The following is a 17,056-nucleotide window of genomic DNA, read 5'->3' on the forward strand; positions in this document are numbered from 1 at the left end:
GATGATCCTTTAGAAAATCTCGAACAGGCCCGCAGCGCCCATGCCGCCAGCGATGCACATCGTGACCACGGCGTACTTCGCGCCGCGGCGCCGGCCTTCGATCAGAATGTGACCGGCCAGGCGCGCGCCCGTCATCCCGAACGGATGGCCGATGGAAATCGCGCCACCGTCGACGTTCAGGCGCTCGTCGGGGATGCCGAGTTGCTGCTGGCAGTAGATCGCCTGCGAGGCAAACGCTTCATTCAGTTCCCACAGGTCGATGTCGTCCACCGTCAGGCCGAAGCGCTTCAAGAGTTTGGGTACCGCGAACACGGGGCCGATGCCCATTTCATCCGGCTCGCAGCCGGCCACCGCCATCCCACGGAAGGCGCCGAGCGGCGTCAAGCCGAGGCGCTCGGCTTCTTTGGCTTCCATCATCACGCAGGCCGACGCACCATCGGACAGCTGCGACGCATTGCCGGCAGTGACGAATTTGCCGTCGCCCATGACCGGCGCCAGCTTGGCCAGGCCTTCATAGGTGGTGCCGCGCCGGTTGCAGGTGTCTTCGGCGATCGTGACTTCACGCTGGCTGACTTCCTTCGTTTCCTTGTCGATGACGGCCATGGTAGTCGTGCAGGCCACGATTTCTTCGCTGTAGCGGCCGGCCAGCTGCGCCGCCTCGGTCTTGCGCTGGGATTCGAACGAGAAGCGGTCCTGCGCTTCGCGGCTGATGTTGTAGCGCGCGGCAACGATGTCGGCAGTGTCGATCATCGGCAGATACAGGTCCGGCTTGTGTTCCAGGATCCACGGGTCGATCCCGCTGTCGCCGCTGTCGCGGCTGCGGATGTGCGAGATGCTTTCCACGCCGCCGGCGATGATGGCCGGCGCGCCGTCGACGATGATGCGGCCGGCGCCGATGGCGATCGCCTGCAGGCCCGAGGCGCAGAAGCGGTTGACGGTGGTGCCGGCAATGGTGATCGGCAGGCCGGCGCGGATCACGCTCTGGCGCGCGATATTGCGCCCGGTCGTGCCTTCCGGGTAGCCGCAGCCGAGAATCGCATCCTCGATCATGGCCGGATCGATGCCGGCCCGCTCGACGGCGGCGCGCACGGCAAACGCAGCCAGCTGGGCGCCGGGGGTGATATTGAATTCGCCGCGGTGCGCCTTGGTCAGCGGGGTGCGGGCGGTTGAAACGATGACAGCTTCGCGCATGGCGAGTCTCCTGACTGAATGAGGACGGTGAAATCTACGCGGATTGATTCAGGCTGGCGAAATTGGCGCCCTTGTCGACCAGCTCGACCAGCAGCGGCGACGGCTGCCAGAACACCGGATCTTCCCTGGCAAACTCGCGGATGTCGGCCAGGATCGTCGGCAGGCCGACGGTGTCGGCATAGTGCATCGGGCCGCCGCGGTAGCGCGGGAAGCCGTAACCGTGCACGAACGTCACGTCCACATCGAGTGGCCGCAGGGCGATCTTCTGGTGCACGACATTGGCGCCTTCGTTGATCATCGCGGCCAGGTAGCGGCGCACGATCTCGGCGTCGCTGAAGCTGCGCGGTGTTTTCCCTGCGCGTGCCCGTTCCCCATCGATGATGGCCTCGACTTCCGGGTCCGGCGTGCCGATACGGGCGCCGTCCGGATACAGGTAGTAGCCGCGCCCGGTCTTCTGGCCGAACCAGCCCCGTTCGCACAGGCGGTCGGCGATCTGCACATAGCGCGCGCGCGGATCGCGCGTGGCGGCGCGCCGCTTGCGCGTGGCCCAGCCGATGTCGCCACCAGCCAGGTCGGAGACCTGGAACGGGCCCATCGGATAGCCGAAGTCGCGCAGCGCCTTGTCGATCTGGTAGGGCGAGGCACCGTCTTCCATCATCGCGTGCGCGGCCTGGCCATACACGGCGAGGATGCGGTTGCCGATGAAACCGTCGCACACGCCGGCGCGCACCGGCACCTTGCGCAGCTTCTTTGCCAGGTCGAACGCGGTGGCGACCACGTCGTCGGCCACCTTCGACGGCACCACGATCTCGAGCAGCTTCATGATGTTCGCCGGCGAGAAGAAATGCAGGCCGACCACGTCCTGCGGACGCGAGATGGCCGCCGCGATGTCGTCGATGTCGAGGTAGGACGTATTGGTGGCCAGCACCGCGCCGGGTTTGCAGACGCGATCGAGTTCGGCAAACACGGCGTGTTTCACGGCCATGTCTTCGAACACCGCTTCGATGACCAGGTCGGCCTGGGCCAGCGCGTCGTACGACGTGCTGCCGTTCAAGCGCGCCATGGTGGCGTTTTTGGCGTCCTGCGTGATGCGGCCCTTGGCGATCAGGCCGTCGTACACCTTGTCGACATGCTTGCGGCCACGCGCCAGCGCCTCGTCGTCGCGCTCGATCATCGTGACCGGCAAGCCGGCATCGAGGACAGCAACGGCGATGCCGGCACCCATGGTGCCGCCGCCGATGACGCCAATGCTATTGATCGGGCGTGGCTTCGCGCTGCGCGTCTCCGGCGCCCTGGCCGTTTCGCGCTCGGCGAAGAAGGCATGCACCAGCCCGGCGCGCTGCGGGCTGTCGAGACATTCGAGGAACAGCTTGCGCTCGAGCGCCTGACCTTCGTCGAACGGCAGTTCCAGCGCGCCCTGCACCGCGTCCACGATTTTCAGCGGCGAGAACAGGCCGCGTGATTTTTTTGCTGTCTCGGCGCGTGCGCTGTCGATCGCGGCGTGCTGGGCTGCCGTATCGGCGAGCTGCGCGGCGTCACGGGTGCGCCGCACCGGCGCCCCGCCCTGCACCAGCTCCTGTGCATACGCCAGGCCTGCTGCGAGCGGGTCGACGCCATCCACCACCCGGTCGACCAGGCCCAGTGTTGCCGCTTCGGCAGCGCCAACGTGGCGCCCGCTCAGCATCAGGTCGAGCGCTGCGGCGGCGCCGATCAGGCGCGGCGTGCGCTGGGTGCCGCCAGCGCCCGGCAGCAGGCCAAGCGCCACTTCAGGCAGGCCCAGTTTCGCAGCCGGCAGCGCCAGGCGGTAGTGGGCCGCCAGCGCGATCTCCAGCCCGCCGCCAAGTGCAGCGCCGTGGATGACGGCAACCACTGGCTTGCTGCAGGCTTCGATACCGTTGCAGACGTCGGGCAGGAACGGCGCCATTGGCGGCTTGCCGAACTCGCGGATGTCAGCGCCGCCAATGAAGGTCTTGCCGCTGCCGACGATCAGCACGGCCTTGACCGCGGCGTCAGCCCCGGCGGCGTCGATCGCCGCAGCCAGGCCGCGCCGGACGTCGACGCCAAGCGCATTGACGGGAGGATTGTCGATAGTGACGACGAGAATGTCGCCGTGCATGGCACGAGCGACCGAACCAGTTGCGCCGGTATGCATGAGTTGTCTCCTTGGTTTTATACTGGATGCTACGTCGGTTCGCTGTGCGAAACCGCGTTTTGCATTTCTTGTTGCGATCAACGATAACCGATTTTTCTGGAAAATGTAAACGACTTCACGGTGCGGTTTTTGCGGGAAAAACCGGAAGATTCAGTGATTCGCTGTGCGGAATGCACCGAATTCCCGTAATTACCCGTAGCAGGTGTTTCGCTCTGCGAACGACCATTTCACAAAAACTGTTGACACCCCCGTTTTCGGTATGTGAATATCCGACTCAAGCCCAGCCGGAGATGCCGGGCATAGGAGACAAGAATGGACTCGATCCAGTCACTGGAAGATCCTTTGCTGGCGGCACCCGCCACCCTGCAAGGGCTGCAGCAAGGGTTACCACAAGCGCCGCAAGACGACGCGGCCGACGAAGACAACGGCAAGGACCGCCAGTTCGTCACGGCCCTGGCGCGAGGCCTGGAAATCCTGCGCTGCTTCCGCCCCGGCGAGGCATATCTCACCAACAGCGAGATGGCCAAACGCACCGGCATGCCCAAGCCGACGATTTCACGCCTGACCTACACGCTGACCAAACTCGGCTACCTGACCTATTCGGCCGACCAGGGCCGTTACCAGCTCGGCGCCCCGGTGCTGGCGCTCGGCTACACCCTGCTCGCCAACCTCGACGTGCGCAAACTGGCCCGGCCGGCGATGCAGGAACTGGCCGAATACGCCCAGTGCAGCGTGGCGATCGGGATCCGCGACCGCCTGCACATGGTGTATGTCGAAGCCTGCCGTGGCAGCGCTGCAGTGACGCTGCGGCGCGATGCCGGTTCGCGCATCCCGCTTGCCACCACCGCTATGGGCAAGGCCTACCTGTGCGGCCTGCCGCAAACCGACCGTGACTTCCTGATGGACCATATCCGCCTGACGGCCGACACCAACTGGCCAAAGATCAAGACCGACATCGAACAGGGCTTCAAGGATTACCAGGACCGCGGCTTCGTCCTGTCCTCGGGGCTGTGGGACGCCAACATCAGCGCAGTGGGCGTGCCGCTGCTCGACCCGGACATCGCCCGGACGATGGCATTCAACTGCGGCGGCCCGGCGTTTTTGCTGCCCTACGAAAAACTGGTCGAGGACCTTGGTCCGCGCCTGGTGCAACTGGTGCGCAACGTGGAAATCAGCATGGGCCGGCATATCGGCTAGCGGTGCCGTGGTACCGGCAATCAAGGAGCGACGCCACTGCGCGTGGTGAGGCCCCCGGCTTGCCGTCGTTTTTTACTATTCCTACATTCACTAAAAAATAACGGAGACATGATGAAGGCAAACAAGATCGTCCTCGCCATCCTGGCACTGGGCACCGTCGGCAGCATCAACCTGGCAAGTGCCGAAGAGTTTCTGGTCGGTGTGCAGATTCCGCTGACCGGACCACTGGCTCGCGTCGGCCTGGGCACCCAGGAAGGTATCCGCGTTGCGGCCGAGGTCTTCAACAAGACCAACGGCAAGCACACGATCAAACTGATCACCGTCGACGACGAATCGGCGCCGGCCAAGGCCGTGGCCGCAGTCGAAAAGCTGGCCAGCCAGAACGTGGTCGCCATCACGGGCGGCTACGCGTCCAACAATATCTCGCCTGCCGCGGACGCTGCCGGCAAACTGGGCCTGGCCTATGTGACGTCGGGCGGCGTTGACGATGGCCTGGTCAATGCCGGGCGCAAGAATTTCTTCCGCATCAATAACACGCAGGGTTACCAGAAGGCCCTGGTCGGCCTGCTCACCGACCTGAGCGTCAAGTCGGTGTCGATCATCTATTCGACCAAGGATGCGACCCACGGCCTGGCCGCGGACGTCGAGAAAACGCTGGCCGCCAAGGGCGTCAAAGTCGTCACGCACGCGTTCGACCCGTTGATCACCGACTTCAAGCCGATCATCAACAAGGTGAAACTGCGCGACCGCTCCGAATTCATTGTCATGGTCGGCTACGAAAACGACTACGTCGGCATCCTGCGCGCCGCGCGGGTGCTCAAGCCAAGCATCAAGGGCGTGGCCGGCGTGTGGTCATTGGCAACGCCGAAGATGGCGGCCGATTTTCCTGACCTGATGCCGAACGTGTACGGCACTGCCGTGCTGCCGTTCCCGGTGCAGTTCTCGACCGAAGAAGGCAAGCGCTTTGCCGACGGCTACAAGGCGCTGCTGAACAAGGACCCGGATTACCTGGGCCAGTTCGGCTACGTCCAGTCGATGCTGCTGTTCGAAGCAATTGCACGCGCCGCCGACAAGGGCACGCTGAAAAAAGGCGGCGTGATCGAAGAAATGCGCAAGACCGATCGCCAGACCCTGATCGGCCGGGTGCAGTTCGATGCCAGGGGCGACAACCCGAACTTCACGCAGCGCATGGGCCAGCACCAGGGCAAGAAGGTGGAACTGGTGTGGCCGAAAGAATCGGCTACCGCCAAGCCGGTGTACCCGGGCCTGCCCTGGTAAGGCTGTAAGCACATGAGCGAGACGGGCAGGATCCCCCTGCCCGCGTGAATAATCGATTGGATGCAGAAATGACGGACTTGATTCTACAAGCCGTGTATTCCGGGTTGTTGCAGGGCGGCTCCTACGCCCTGATTGCACTGGGACTGGCGCTCGTGTTCGGCGCCATGAACGTGATCAACCTGGCGCACGGTGAACTGGTATTGCTGGCGGCCTACATCGCCTACACGGTCGAATCGCAACTCGGCTGGAATCCGCTGGCCGCGATTCCCGCCGCTGTGATCATCGTGACCATCACCTCGAGCCTGCTGTACTTCCTGGTCAGCCGGGTGACGGTGCACCGCGAAATCAATTCACTGACGCTGACCTTCGGCGTCGGCGTGATTCTCACCAACCTGGTCCTGATGATCTGGAGCGCCGATGTGCGCACCACGAGCTCGACCTGGATGCAGGAAGCCTTCATCGTCGGCGAGCTCTACAGCATGCGCAGCGAAGTGCTGTTCTTCGGCGTGAGCCTCGTGCTGATCGTGGCGCTGTGGTGGTGGTTGTCGCGCAGCTGGTATGGCCGCGCCGTGCGCGCCGTGTCGAGCAACCGCGACGCAGCCAAGCTGATGGGGATCAATCCTGGCCGCACGGAGCTGGTGTCGTTCATCGTGGCCGGCATCCTGGCCGCCTTCGCCGGTGTCGCCCTGTTCAGCTATGGCGTCGTCACGCCGGGCTACGGCAGCGTCCTGACCGTGAAAGCCTTCATCATCACCGTGCTGGCGGGCCTCGGCTCGATCCCCGGCGTGCTGATCGGCGCAATCCTGCTGGGCGTGGCCGAATCGCTGACAATCACGCTGGCTAGTTCGGCGCTGCAGGAGCTGGCCGGCATGGGCCTGTTCCTGCTGGTGCTGTTCGTGATGCCTAACGGCCTGTTCGGTGTGGCACGGAGGCGCGGATGAAACTCAATAAACTCCTGATCGCCACGCTGGTGGCGACGTATCTCGTGGTGCCATTCGCGCTGGGCGGCAACAGCTATGTGATGAGCCTGGTGATCGCCTCGCTGATCATCGGCGGCATCGCACTGTCGTGGGCGCTGCTGGGTAACCTGGGCGGCATGGTCAGCTTCGGCCATGCAGCGTTCTTTGGCGTCGGCGCCTACACGTCGGCCGTGCTGACGATGCAGTACAACGTGCCGGTCTTCCTCGGCCTGGTGCTGGGCGGCGTCGGTGCGGTGCTGTCGGCGGTGCTGATGCTGCCCGTGCTGCGCCTGCGCGGTCCGTACTTTGCGCTGGCGATCCTGGCGTATGCGCACATCTTCCGCATCGTCGCCACCGAATGGACGTCGGTCACGAACGGCGCCGGCGGCATCGCCAGCATCCCGTCGCTGCCGACCGTGTTCGGCTACGAGTTCAGCAGCCGTACCGGCAATTACCTGGTGATCCTGACGATGGTATTGCTGTTCGCCTGGGCCTACGACGCCATCCGCCGCAGCCCGCACGGCCTGGCCCTGCGCGCCATGCACGACAGCGAGGATGCAACGCGCGTGGTGGGCGTGAACAACACGCTGCTCAAGGGCCTGATGCTGCTGGTGTCCGCCTTCATGTGCGGCGCCGTGGGTGCGTTCAATGCCCACTACATCAACTTCCTCGAACCGGATTACGCCTTCAGCGCGCTGTGGGTGACGATCCCGATCGTCGCGGCGATCTTCGGCGGCTACCGCACCATCGCGGGTCCACTGATCGGCGCCGTCGTGGTGTATCTGGTCGATCAGTTATTCATCAAGAACTTCATGCCCACCGGACACCAGCTGGTTCTTGGTGTGGTGCTGGTCGTGATGATCATTGCCAGCCCGGATGGCCTGCTGGGCATGATCCGCAGGGCGCTAAGGAAAAAACATGCTGCAACTTGAAAACGTCACCGTCCGCTTCGGCGGCCTCACGGCGGTCAACGATGTCACGCTGGCGGTCGGCACTGGCGACCTGGTGGGCCTGGTCGGCGCCAATGGCGCCGGCAAGACCACGCTGTTCAATGCCATTTCGGGGCTGGTGCGCCCGACCACGGGCCGCATCCTGTTCAATGGCGCGGATGTGCTGAAGGCGCCCATGTACCAGCGGGCGCGCATGGGCATCGGGCGTACCTTCCAGATCCCGCAGCCGATGCACGAGCTGACGGTGCGCCAGAATCTGGAAGTCGCGCAGCGCTTTGGCACCGGCTCGGTCGACCAGCGCCGCATCGACGAGATCCTGGACTTCACCAACCTGGCCGCCAAGGCCGGGCGCGACGCATCGAGCGGCCTGGCGCTGACCGAACTGAAGGCGCTCGAAGTGGCCAAGGCCCTCTCGACCAACCCGAAACTGCTGCTGCTCGACGAAGTGCTGGCGGGTCTGGAAACGAGCGGCAAGCGCAACTTCATGAACATGCTCAAGGACCTGCACGCCAAGTTCTCGGTCGGCATCCTGATCATCGAGCATGACATCGAAACCATCAGCAATCTGTGCCAGCGGGTGGCGGTGCTGAACTTCGGCGGCATGATCGCTGAAGGCACGCCGACCGAGGTCTTCAACAACCCGGCCGTCATCAAGAGCTATACCGGAGGCGAGGTCGACCATGCTTGAAATCCAGAACGTCCGTGCCGGTTATGGCGCGATCAATGTGTTGTGGGATTTGTCGCTCAGCATCGCACCGGGCAAGCTGACCACGATCATCGGCCAGAACGGCGCCGGCAAGACCACGCTGCTGCGCGCCATGATGGGGCTGATCCCGGTGTCGCAAGGCACGATCACGCTCGACGGCAAGCCGCTCAACGGCACCCCGACCTGGGACATGCACAAGGTCTCGATGGCCATGATTCCCGAAGGCCGCATGGTATTTCGCGACATGACGGTCGAGGAAAACCTGATGATGGGCGCCTTTGCGCCGCAGCACCGCGCAAACGCTGCGCGCAACCTGGAGCGCTCGTTCGAGATGTTCCCCCGCCTGCGCGAGCGGCGCCGCCAGATGGCCGGTTCGCTGTCGGGCGGCGAGGCGCAGATGCTGGCCATGGCGCGCGGCCTGATGAGCGATCCGAAGGTGCTGATCATCGATGAGCCGTCGCTGGGCCTGGCGCCGGTGATGGTCAATGAACTGTTCGCGATTCTGAAGCGCCTCAAGGACGATGGCCGCACGATGATCCTGGTCGAGCAGAACACGCACCGCGCGGTGGGTGTGGCCGACCACGTCTACCTGATGCAAAGCGGTAAAGTGGTGCTGTCGCAGGCAGCGAGCGAAGTGAGCCTCGAGCATCTGCACGGGCTGTATTTTGCGCGCGAGACCGGGGCCACGGCATGAATCTGATCGAACAATACGGCCCGCGCGAAGCGACGGAATACGATGTCGTGGTCGTTGGCGGCGGCCCGGCCGGTCTGTCGGCGGCGATCCGTCTGAAACAGCTGGCTGCTGAGAAAGGTCAGGAAGTCACGGTCTGCGTCCTTGAAAAAGGCGGCGAGCTGGGCGCACATATCCTGTCCGGCGCGGTGATGGATCCGCGCGCGATCAACGAGCTGATCCCCGACTGGAAAGAAAAAGGCGCGCCGCTCAATACGGCCGTCACCGAAGACCGTGTGTTGTTCCTGAGTGAGACCAAATCGTACGCCACGCCCGCGTTCGCCATTCCGCCAGCACTGGCGAATCACGGCAATTACGTGATCTCGCTGGCCAATGTGGTGCGCTGGCTGGGCCAGCAGGCCGAAGCGCTGGGCGTGGAGATCTTCCCCGGCTTCCCGGCCGCCGAAATCCTGTACAACGAGGACGGCTCGGTCAAGGGCGTGGCGACCGGCAATATGGGCATGAAACGTGATGGCGAGCCGGGTCCGGAATTCCAGCTCGGCATGGAACTGCATGCCAAGTACACGTTCTTCGCCGAAGGTTCACGCGGTCATCTTGGCCGCCAGTTGATGACCAGGTACGAGCTGAACAAGGGCAAGGATCCGCAGACCTATGGTATCGGCATCAAGGAACTGTGGGAAATTGATCCGGCCAAGCACCAGCCGGGCCTCGTGATCCACACGGCCGGCTGGCCGCTGCCGAACGATACGTACGGCGGCTCGTTCCTGTACCACCTGGAAAACAACCAGGTCGCAGTCGGCTATGTGGTCGGGCTGTCGTACCAGAATCCGTATCTGTCGCCGTATGAAGAATTCCAGCGCTATAAAACGCACCCGGCGATCCGTGGCTTCTTCGAAGGCGGCAAGCGCATTTCGTATGGCGCGCGTTCGATCACGGCCGGCGGCCTGCAATCCTTGCCAAAGACCGTATTCCCGGGCGGCGCGCTGATCGGCTGCGATGCGGGCTTCCTGAACACCAGCCGCATCAAGGGCAGCCACGCCGCGATCAAGACCGGCATGCTGGCGGCCGAGGCGGCGTTTGCCGCGCTGGGCGAAGGCCGCACGAGTGACGAGCTGTCCAGTTTCCCGGCGGCGTTCGAACAATCGTGGCTGCACGAAGAGCTGCACGTCGCGCGCAACTTCAAGCCGTGGATGAGCAAGGGCCTGGTACTGGGCACGATCATGACGGGCATCGACCAGATCGTCTTCCGCGGCAAGGCGCCGTGGACGCTGCACCACAAGCACGCCGACCACGAATGCCTGAAGCCAGCGGCGCAATTCAAGCCGATCGTCTATCCGAAGCCGGATGGCAAGCTGACCTTCGACAAGCTGTCGTCGGTGTTCATCTCGAACACCAACCACCGCGAAGACGAGCCGATTCACCTGACGCTGAAGGACCCGAGCGTGCCGGTGGAAGTGAACCTGGCCAGATATGCCGGGCCCGAGCAGCGCTATTGTCCGGCCGGGGTGTACGAATACGTCAAGCGCGAAGACGGCGGCGATCGCCTGCAGATCAATGCCCAGAACTGCGTGCACTGCAAGACCTGCGACATCAAGGACCCGACCCAGAACATCGTCTGGGTGACGCCCGAAGGCGGCGGCGGCCCCAATTATCCGAATATGTAACGACCATTTTAGACAACGAGACCATCATGACAACCAAAGCCACTTTCCACTGGGATGACCCACTGCTGATCAACAGCCAGCTGACGGACGAAGAGCGCATGGTGCGCGACGCCAGCGCTGCCTATTGCCAGGACAAGCTGCGCCCGCGCGTGCTCGAAGCATTCCGTAACGAGTCGATGGATGTCTCGATCTTCCGCGAGATGGGCGAACTGGGCCTGCTCGGCCCGACGATTCCCGAACAATACGGTGGCCCGGCGCTGAACTACGTCGCCTACGGCCTGATCGCGCGTGAAGTCGAGCGTGTCGATTCGGGCTACCGCTCGATGATGAGCGTGCAGTCGTCGCTCGTCATGGTGCCGATCTTCGAATTCGGCAATGAAACGACCAAACAGAAATACCTGCCCAAATTGGCCACCGGCGAATGGATCGGCTGCTTCGGCTTGACCGAGCCGAACCACGGCTCGGATCCCGGTTCGATGATTTCCCGCGCCCGCAAGGTCGAGGGCGGCTACAGCCTGTCCGGCGCCAAGATGTGGATCACCAACTCGCCTGTGGCCGACGTGTTCGTTGTCTGGGCGAAGGATGACGAAGGCGCGATCCGCGGCTTCGTGCTGGAAAAAGGCTGGAAGGGTTTGTCGGCCCCGGCGATCCACGGCAAGTTCGGCCTGCGCGCATCGGTCACCGGCGAAATCGTCATGGACAATGTGTTCTGCCCGGAAGAAAACGCGTTCCCCGACGTGCGCGGCCTGAAGGGTCCGTTCACCTGCCTGAACTCGGCCCGCTACGGCATCGCCTGGGGCGCGCTGGGCGCGGCGGAAGACTGCTGGCATACGGCGCGCCAGTACACGATGGACCGCCAGCAGTTCGGCAAGCCACTAGCGGCGAACCAGCTGGTGCAAAAGAAGCTGGCCGACATGCAGACCGAAATCACGCTCGGCCTGCAGGGCTGCCTGCGCCTGGGCCGCATGAAGGACGAAGGCACGGCAGCACCGGAAATCACGTCGATCATGAAGCGCAACTCGTGCGGCAAGTCGCTCGACATCGCCCGCGTGGCGCGCGATATGCTGGGTGGGAATGGCATTTCGGATGAATTTGGCATCATCCGGCACATGGTCAATCTGGAGGTAGTGAATACCTATGAGGGCACGCATGACATTCATGCGCTGATCCTTGGCCGCGCACAGACCGGCATTGCGGCGTTCTGACCGTCGCGAGCATTGCGTCACCGTAGGGTGGACGGGTACCCCGTCCACGCGTTCAACGATCATCGAATGCATCTGGACGCGTGGACGGCATAGCCGTCCACCCTACTGTGGCTAAACGGCGAACGGTGTCTCAGCGATCCCTTTTACACCCGGCCGCAGGATGACGACTGACCCGGCGTCGCCGTCGGCATTGGCCGCCCCCGCCGGATCGATCGACGTCACGAGCAGCAGATCAAGATCAGGCCCGCCAAACGCGCACATCGACGGCTTGGCCATCGGCAGCACGATTTCCCGATCCAGCTTGCCTTCGGGCGTGAAGCGCTGCACCACGCCACCATCGTTGGCACAGCTCCAGTAACAACCATCGGCATCGACTGCCGCGCCGTCCGGCCGACCCGGTTGCCCGGTCAGGTCCAGAAACACACGTTCATTGTGCGGCAGCCCGGCATCGATATCGTAATCGTAGGCCCACACGAGGCGCCGCTGCGGATGCGAATCCGACAGGTACATCGTGCGCCCATCGGGCGACCAGGCCAGGCCATTCTGCGTCAGCAGGTTGCGCACGACCGGCCCATGCAGCCCCCCGGCGGCGCTGTAGCGATACAGCCCGCCGACGGGCCGCGCGGCCCCCATGTCCATGAACATGGTGCCGCTCCAGAACCGGCCCTGCCGGTCGCAGCGCCCGTCGTTGAAACGCATGCCCTCGCCCAGTTCGGCCGCCGCCGGCGCAGCCAGCCGGGATGCGTCGAGCGCGCCATCGGCTCCCAGCGCCAGGCGAAACACGCCTGTTTCCATCCCCGCAATCAGGCTGCCGTCGCTGCTCGCGGCGATGCAGGCCACCATCTCGGGCGCCGTCCAGTGCTGGAGCACGCCGCTGGCGTGATCCCTGCGCCAGATGCGGCGCGCAGGGATGTCGACCCAGTACCAGGCAGCCTGACCCGCGTGCCACAACGGGCTTTCACCGGTGGCGCAGTGCACGCCCGCGATGCGTTCAACGTCAGCAACCATCGATTACAACCCCTTGATCTCACGGTGCTGCGGCACCAGCATTTTCATGACCGTCCACGCCACCAGGTAGGCCACGGCGCAGATCGAGAACATGATCATATACCCGGTCTGCAGCTGACCCAGCGCGCCGTAATGGTCAAACAGCCAGCCACCGAGCTTGGTGAGCAGCACGCCGCCCAGGCCACCGGCCATGCCGCCAATGCCGACCACCGAACCGACGCTGTGTTTCGGGAACATGTCCGACACCGTGGTGAACAGGTTCGCCGACCAGGCCTGGTGCGCCGAGGCGCCGATGCCGATCAGGATCACGGGAACCCAGAAGCCCAGGTAGCCGAGCGGTTGCGCCAGCAGCACGACCAGCGGGCACAGGGCGATGACGAGCATGGCCTTCATGCGGCCATGATAGATGTCGGCGCCCCGGTTCAGGAACCAGGTCGGCAGCCAGCCGCCGCCAATACTCCCCACCATCGTCATGCTGTACAACACCGCGAGCGGGATGATCATGTCGGTGGCCGACATACCGTATTGCGCCGACATGTATTTGGGGAGCCAGAACAGGAAGAACCACCAGACCCCGTCGGTCATGAATTTGCCGAAGGCGAAGGCCCAGGTCTGGCGGTAGCCGAGCAGCTTGAACCACGAGCCTTTGACCGGCGTGCCGGTGGGCGCCACCGTGACACCGGCGTCGCTGTTGATGTACGCCAGTTCGGCCGCCTTCAGGCGCGGCTGCTGTTCCGGCGCATCGTACAGCCAGATCCACAGACCCATCCACAAAAAGCCGATGCCGCCGATGACGATGAAGGCCGCCTGCCAGCCCCAGTGTGCAGCGATCAGCGGCACGGTCAGTGGCGCCAGGATCGCGCCGACATTGGCGCCCGAATTGAAGATGCCCGTGGCGAACGAGCGCTCGCGTTTCGGGAAGTATTCGGCAGTCGCCTTGATCGCGGCCGGGAAGTTACCGGCTTCACCGATGGCCAGCACCGCGCGGCCGATCATGAAGCCGGCCACCGATACGGGCACCACGGCCAGGCCGATGCTGGTAAAGACCGTGTTGACTGCTTCGCCGATGCCGATTGCGTACGCGTGGCCGATCGCGCCCAGCGACCAGATCACGATGGCCAGCACGTAGGCGCGCTTGGTGCCCATGCGGTCGATCACGCGGCCGGCAAACAGCATCGAGATCGCGTAGACGAACTGGAAGGTCGCCGTGATATTGGCGTAGTCGGTGTTCGACCAGTTGAACTGCTCGGTGAGTACCGGTGCGAGCAGGCTGAGGACCTGGCGGTCCAGGTAATTGATGGTGGTGGCAAAGAACAGCAGCGCGCAGATCGTCCAGCGATACCTGCCCACCACCGATTGCGCCGGTGTTACGTCGATGACTTGCTGATTCATGATGATCAGTTCTTTTCAAGTTGGGTGACAGCCGGCGTCTCCTCCGGCTGGTACTGCTTCAGGCGTCGTGTGTTACTTCACCCCGCCCACTTGCAACGTGCCATCCTGCAGGCGCGAAAGGCCCAGCGGATTGTCGTCACGCAGCGCCTCCGGCAGCAGGCTGCCCGGCACGTTCTGGTAGCAGACCGGCCGCAGGAAGCGGTCGATCGCGCTGGCGCCAACCGACGTCGTGCGGCTGTCGCTGGTGGCCGGGAACGGGCCGCCGTGCACCATCGCGTGCGCCACTTCGACGCCGGTCGGGAAGCCGTTGAACAGCACCCGGCCCGCCTTGCGTTCGACGATCGGCAGCAGCCTGGCGGCCAGGTCGAGGTCACCGTCGCGCGCATGGACCGTGACGGTCAGTTGACCGTGCAGGTGTTCGGCTGCCTGGAGCATCTGGGCCGCGTCGGTGAAGCGTACCAGCACCGCGCACGGGCCGAACACTTCATCTTCCAGCGCCGGGTTGCCCATGTAGGTGGCAGCGTCGCACACGTACAGCGCAGCCTGCGCAGCGCAGCCGTTGCCTTCGGTCGTGCCTTGTGCGACCAGTTGCAGGCCGTCGACGGCGTCGAACGCGGTCACGCCCTTCGTGTAGGCGTCGTGGATACCGGCGGTGAGCATCGTGCCGGCGCCCTTCGCGCCCAGTGCCTGCGCGCTTGCGGCGACGAAGGCATCCAGCTCGGCGCCGGCCAGGGCAAACACCAGGCCCGGGTTCGTGCAGAACTGGCCGACGCCCAGCGTCAGCGAATCGACGAAGCCCTGCGCCAGTGCGGCGCCACCGGCCTGCACTGCCGCCGGCAGCAGGAACACGGGATTCACGCTGCTCATCTCGGCGTACACGGGAATCGGTTCGGCGCGCGCAGCAGCCGTGCGCAGCAGCGCCAGGCCACCCTGGCGCGAACCGGTAAAGCCCACGGCCTTGATGGCCGGATGCGAGACCAGTTGCTGGCCGACCGTGCGGCCGTCGCCGAACAGCATCGAGAACACGCCTTCCGGCAGGCCGCTTGCCTTGACGGCGCGCTGCACGGCGCGCCCGACCAGCTCCGATGTGCCGGGGTGGGCGCCGTGCGCCTTGACCACGACCGGGCAACCAGCCGCCAGGGCCGATGCCGTATCGCCGCCAGCAACCGAGAACGCGAGCGGGAAGTTACTGGCGCCAAACACGACGACCGGACCGAGGCCGATCTTGCGCAGACGCAGGTCAGGCCGCGGCGGCGCGCGTTCCGGCAAGGCGCTGTCGATGGTCGCATCCATGAAATAGCCGTCACGCACGACCTTGGCAAACAGGCGCAGCTGGGTCACGGTGCGCATGCGCTCACCTTCCAGGCGCGCCTGCGGCAGGCCGGTTTCCAGCTGGGCGCGTTCGATCAGCTCGGGGCCGATCGCCAGAATTTCTTCGGCCACCAGTTCGAGGAACGCGGCGCGCTGCTCGAGCGGCAGTGCGCGATACGGGTCGAACGCTTCGCTGGCCAGTGCGCAGGCGCGCTCGACGTCGTCCCCCGTGGCCTGGCCGAAGCCGGGCTGCAGGTCTTCACGCGTGGCAGGGTTGAAGCCGAATACCTCTTTACCTGCGCCGCGCACGCTGTGCGCGCCAATGATCATTTCACCGAGAATCGCCATGATCAGACGACCCCGTTCTTCTTGAGCAGGGCCAGCAGCATCGCGTCTTCTTCGGCCGTCAGGTCGGTCAGTGGCGGACGCACCGGGCCTGCACCATGGCCGACCAGGCGGGCGCCTGCCTTGACGATGCTGACTGCGTAGCCGGCCTTGCGGTTGCGGATCTCCAGGTATGGCAGGAAGAAATCGTCGATCAGGCGGTTGGTGGTGGCGAAATCGTCAGCGACGGTGGCGTGATAGAAGTCCATCGCCAATTGCGGCACGAAGTTGAATACAGCCGACGAATACACCGGCGTGCCCAGCGCCTTGTAGGCACCGGCGTAGACTTCAGCGGTCGGCAGGCCGCCCAGGTAGCTGAAGCGGTCGCCCATGCGGCGCCAGATCGAGACCATCAGTTCGATGTCGCCATTGCCGTCCTTGAAACCGATCAGGTTCGGGCAGCGATCGGCCAGCTTTTCCAGCGAATCGGGAGTCAGGCGGCAGTTCGCGCGGTTGTAGACCACGACACCGATCTTCACCGAGCGGCACACCGCTTCGACGTGGGCGATCAAACCGTCCTGGCTGGCTTCGGTCAGGTAGTGCGGCAGCAGCAGCAGGCCTTTGGCGCCCTGGCGCTCGGCTTCCTGGGCGTGCGCGATGGCGGTGCGGGTCGGACCACCGCAACCGGCCAGGATCGGCACGACGCCGGCGCAGGTGTCGACCGCCGTCTTGATGATCTGGCCGTATTCTTCGCCATGCAGCGAGAAGTACTCGCCGGTGCCGCCGGCGGCGAACAGCGCGGTGGCGCCGAACGGTGCAAGCCACTCGAGGCGCGCGGCATAGCCTTTTGGATCGAAGTCACCCTGCGCATCGAAATCGGTGATCGGGAACGACAGCAAGCCGTGGGAAAGGACTTGCTTGAGTTCGTTTGGTTGCATCGTGCTGTCTCCGCTATCTGGTTGTTGGACGAAATACCTGCCATCGAGCAGGTTGTAAGTCATCGTACAACTGGTTGCGCAGGTCCGCAA

General features: G+C 64.4%; 14 protein-coding genes. 8 read left to right on the forward strand and 6 right to left on the reverse strand.

What is annotated here, in order from left to right:
• Positions 1-9: 9 nt before the first annotated feature.
• On the reverse strand, positions 10-1,191 hold the full coding sequence (locus AC56LN_RS12725; RefSeq protein WP_499572157.1) for an acetyl-CoA C-acyltransferase: 1,182 nt from the start codon (positions 1,189-1,191) through the stop codon (positions 10-12).
• A gap of 34 nt (positions 1,192-1,225) precedes the next feature.
• The gene (locus AC56LN_RS12730) at positions 1,226-3,343 is read right to left on the reverse strand and encodes a 3-hydroxyacyl-CoA dehydrogenase NAD-binding domain-containing protein (RefSeq protein ID WP_499572159.1); all 2,118 of its coding nucleotides are present in this window, start codon (positions 3,341-3,343) and stop codon (positions 1,226-1,228) included.
• Positions 3,344-3,655: 312 nt separating this feature from the next.
• Between AC56LN_RS12730 and AC56LN_RS12735 the strand changes: the two genes are divergently transcribed.
• The 8 genes from AC56LN_RS12735 to AC56LN_RS12770 all read left to right on the forward strand — a co-directional run bounded on the left by AC56LN_RS12735 (position 3,656) and on the right by AC56LN_RS12770 (position 11,993).
• Positions 3,656-4,540 carry an IclR family transcriptional regulator gene (locus AC56LN_RS12735; RefSeq protein ID WP_499572161.1) on the forward strand — a complete coding sequence of 295 codons (885 nt, stop codon included), beginning with the start codon at positions 3,656-3,658 and terminating at the stop codon, positions 4,538-4,540.
• Positions 4,541-4,648: 108 nt separating this feature from the next.
• Positions 4,649-5,818: an ABC transporter substrate-binding protein gene (locus AC56LN_RS12740; RefSeq protein WP_499572163.1), complete on the forward strand. Its 1,170-nt coding sequence runs from the start codon at positions 4,649-4,651 to the stop codon at positions 5,816-5,818.
• A 68-nt stretch (positions 5,819-5,886) separates the two neighbouring features.
• Positions 5,887-6,759 carry a branched-chain amino acid ABC transporter permease gene (locus AC56LN_RS12745; protein ID WP_482898900.1) on the forward strand — a complete coding sequence of 291 codons (873 nt, stop codon included), beginning with the start codon at positions 5,887-5,889 and terminating at the stop codon, positions 6,757-6,759.
• The gene (locus AC56LN_RS12750) at positions 6,756-7,709 is read left to right on the forward strand and encodes a branched-chain amino acid ABC transporter permease (RefSeq protein WP_482898901.1); all 954 of its coding nucleotides are present in this window, start codon (positions 6,756-6,758) and stop codon (positions 7,707-7,709) included. The genes AC56LN_RS12745 and AC56LN_RS12750 overlap by 4 nt, the downstream gene beginning before the upstream one ends.
• On the forward strand, positions 7,696-8,415 hold the full coding sequence (locus tag AC56LN_RS12755) for an ABC transporter ATP-binding protein (protein WP_499572164.1): 720 nt from the start codon (positions 7,696-7,698) through the stop codon (positions 8,413-8,415). The genes AC56LN_RS12750 and AC56LN_RS12755 overlap by 14 nt, the downstream gene beginning before the upstream one ends.
• Entirely contained in the window at positions 8,408-9,127 is a 720-nt protein-coding gene (locus AC56LN_RS12760; RefSeq protein WP_499572166.1) for an ABC transporter ATP-binding protein, read from the forward strand. Before AC56LN_RS12755 ends, AC56LN_RS12760 begins: the two co-directional genes overlap by 8 nt.
• Positions 9,124-10,788: an electron transfer flavoprotein-ubiquinone oxidoreductase gene (locus tag AC56LN_RS12765; RefSeq protein WP_499572167.1), complete on the forward strand. Its 1,665-nt coding sequence runs from the start codon at positions 9,124-9,126 to the stop codon at positions 10,786-10,788. Before AC56LN_RS12760 ends, AC56LN_RS12765 begins: the two co-directional genes overlap by 4 nt.
• 26 nt (positions 10,789-10,814) lie before the next feature.
• A complete protein-coding gene (locus tag AC56LN_RS12770) occupies positions 10,815-11,993 on the forward strand; it encodes an acyl-CoA dehydrogenase (protein WP_499572169.1) in 1,179 nt (392 codons plus the stop codon).
• Positions 11,994-12,104: 111 nt separating this feature from the next.
• Here AC56LN_RS12770 and AC56LN_RS12775 read toward each other — a convergent pair whose 3' ends face one another.
• The 4 genes from AC56LN_RS12775 to kdgD form a co-directional block, all read right to left on the reverse strand.
• The gene (locus tag AC56LN_RS12775) at positions 12,105-13,001 is read right to left on the reverse strand and encodes an SMP-30/gluconolactonase/LRE family protein (RefSeq protein ID WP_499572171.1); all 897 of its coding nucleotides are present in this window, start codon (positions 12,999-13,001) and stop codon (positions 12,105-12,107) included.
• Positions 13,002-13,004: 3 nt separating this feature from the next.
• Positions 13,005-14,393 (reverse strand): MFS transporter, encoded by a 1,389-nt coding sequence (locus AC56LN_RS12780; protein ID WP_499572173.1) that lies wholly within the window; start codon positions 14,391-14,393, stop codon positions 13,005-13,007.
• 72 nt (positions 14,394-14,465) lie between these two features.
• Positions 14,466-16,052, reverse strand: coding sequence for an aldehyde dehydrogenase (NADP(+)) (locus tag AC56LN_RS12785; protein ID WP_499572175.1), 1,587 nt, complete (start codon positions 16,050-16,052; stop codon positions 14,466-14,468).
• A gap of 2 nt (positions 16,053-16,054) precedes the next feature.
• Positions 16,055-16,966 (reverse strand): 5-dehydro-4-deoxyglucarate dehydratase, encoded by a 912-nt coding sequence (gene kdgD, locus AC56LN_RS12790; RefSeq protein ID WP_183552723.1) that lies wholly within the window; start codon positions 16,964-16,966, stop codon positions 16,055-16,057.
• Positions 16,967-17,056 lie beyond the last annotated feature (90 nt).

Source organism: Telluria sp. ZT3P26 (genome assembly GCF_059686035.1).

Bases quoted from the DNA above. Each gene is read 5' to 3' on its own strand.
- AC56LN_RS12735 (WP_499572161.1), top strand. From the start codon at position 3,656: ATGGACTCGATCCAGTCACTGGAAGATCCTTTGCTGGCGGCACCCGCC.
- AC56LN_RS12785 (WP_499572175.1), bottom strand. From the start codon at position 16,052: ATGGCGATTCTCGGTGAAATGATCATTGGCGCGCACAGCGTGCGCGGC.
- AC56LN_RS12770 (WP_499572169.1), top strand. From the start codon at position 10,815: ATGACAACCAAAGCCACTTTCCACTGGGATGACCCACTGCTGATCAAC.
- AC56LN_RS12760 (WP_499572166.1), top strand. From the start codon at position 8,408: ATGCTTGAAATCCAGAACGTCCGTGCCGGTTATGGCGCGATCAATGTG.
- AC56LN_RS12740 (WP_499572163.1), top strand. From the start codon at position 4,649: ATGATGAAGGCAAACAAGATCGTCCTCGCCATCCTGGCACTGGGCACC.
- AC56LN_RS12725 (WP_499572157.1), bottom strand. From the start codon at position 1,191: ATGCGCGAAGCTGTCATCGTTTCAACCGCCCGCACCCCGCTGACCAAG.
- AC56LN_RS12730 (WP_499572159.1), bottom strand. From the start codon at position 3,343: ATGCATACCGGCGCAACTGGTTCGGTCGCTCGTGCCATGCACGGCGAC.
- AC56LN_RS12750 (WP_482898901.1), top strand. From the start codon at position 6,756: ATGAAACTCAATAAACTCCTGATCGCCACGCTGGTGGCGACGTATCTC.
- AC56LN_RS12765 (WP_499572167.1), top strand. From the start codon at position 9,124: ATGAATCTGATCGAACAATACGGCCCGCGCGAAGCGACGGAATACGAT.
- AC56LN_RS12745 (WP_482898900.1), top strand. From the start codon at position 5,887: ATGACGGACTTGATTCTACAAGCCGTGTATTCCGGGTTGTTGCAGGGC.
- AC56LN_RS12755 (WP_499572164.1), top strand. From the start codon at position 7,696: ATGCTGCAACTTGAAAACGTCACCGTCCGCTTCGGCGGCCTCACGGCG.
- AC56LN_RS12780 (WP_499572173.1), bottom strand. From the start codon at position 14,393: ATGAATCAGCAAGTCATCGACGTAACACCGGCGCAATCGGTGGTGGGC.
- AC56LN_RS12775 (WP_499572171.1), bottom strand. From the start codon at position 13,001: ATGGTTGCTGACGTTGAACGCATCGCGGGCGTGCACTGCGCCACCGGT.
- kdgD (WP_183552723.1), bottom strand. From the start codon at position 16,966: ATGCAACCAAACGAACTCAAGCAAGTCCTTTCCCACGGCTTGCTGTCG.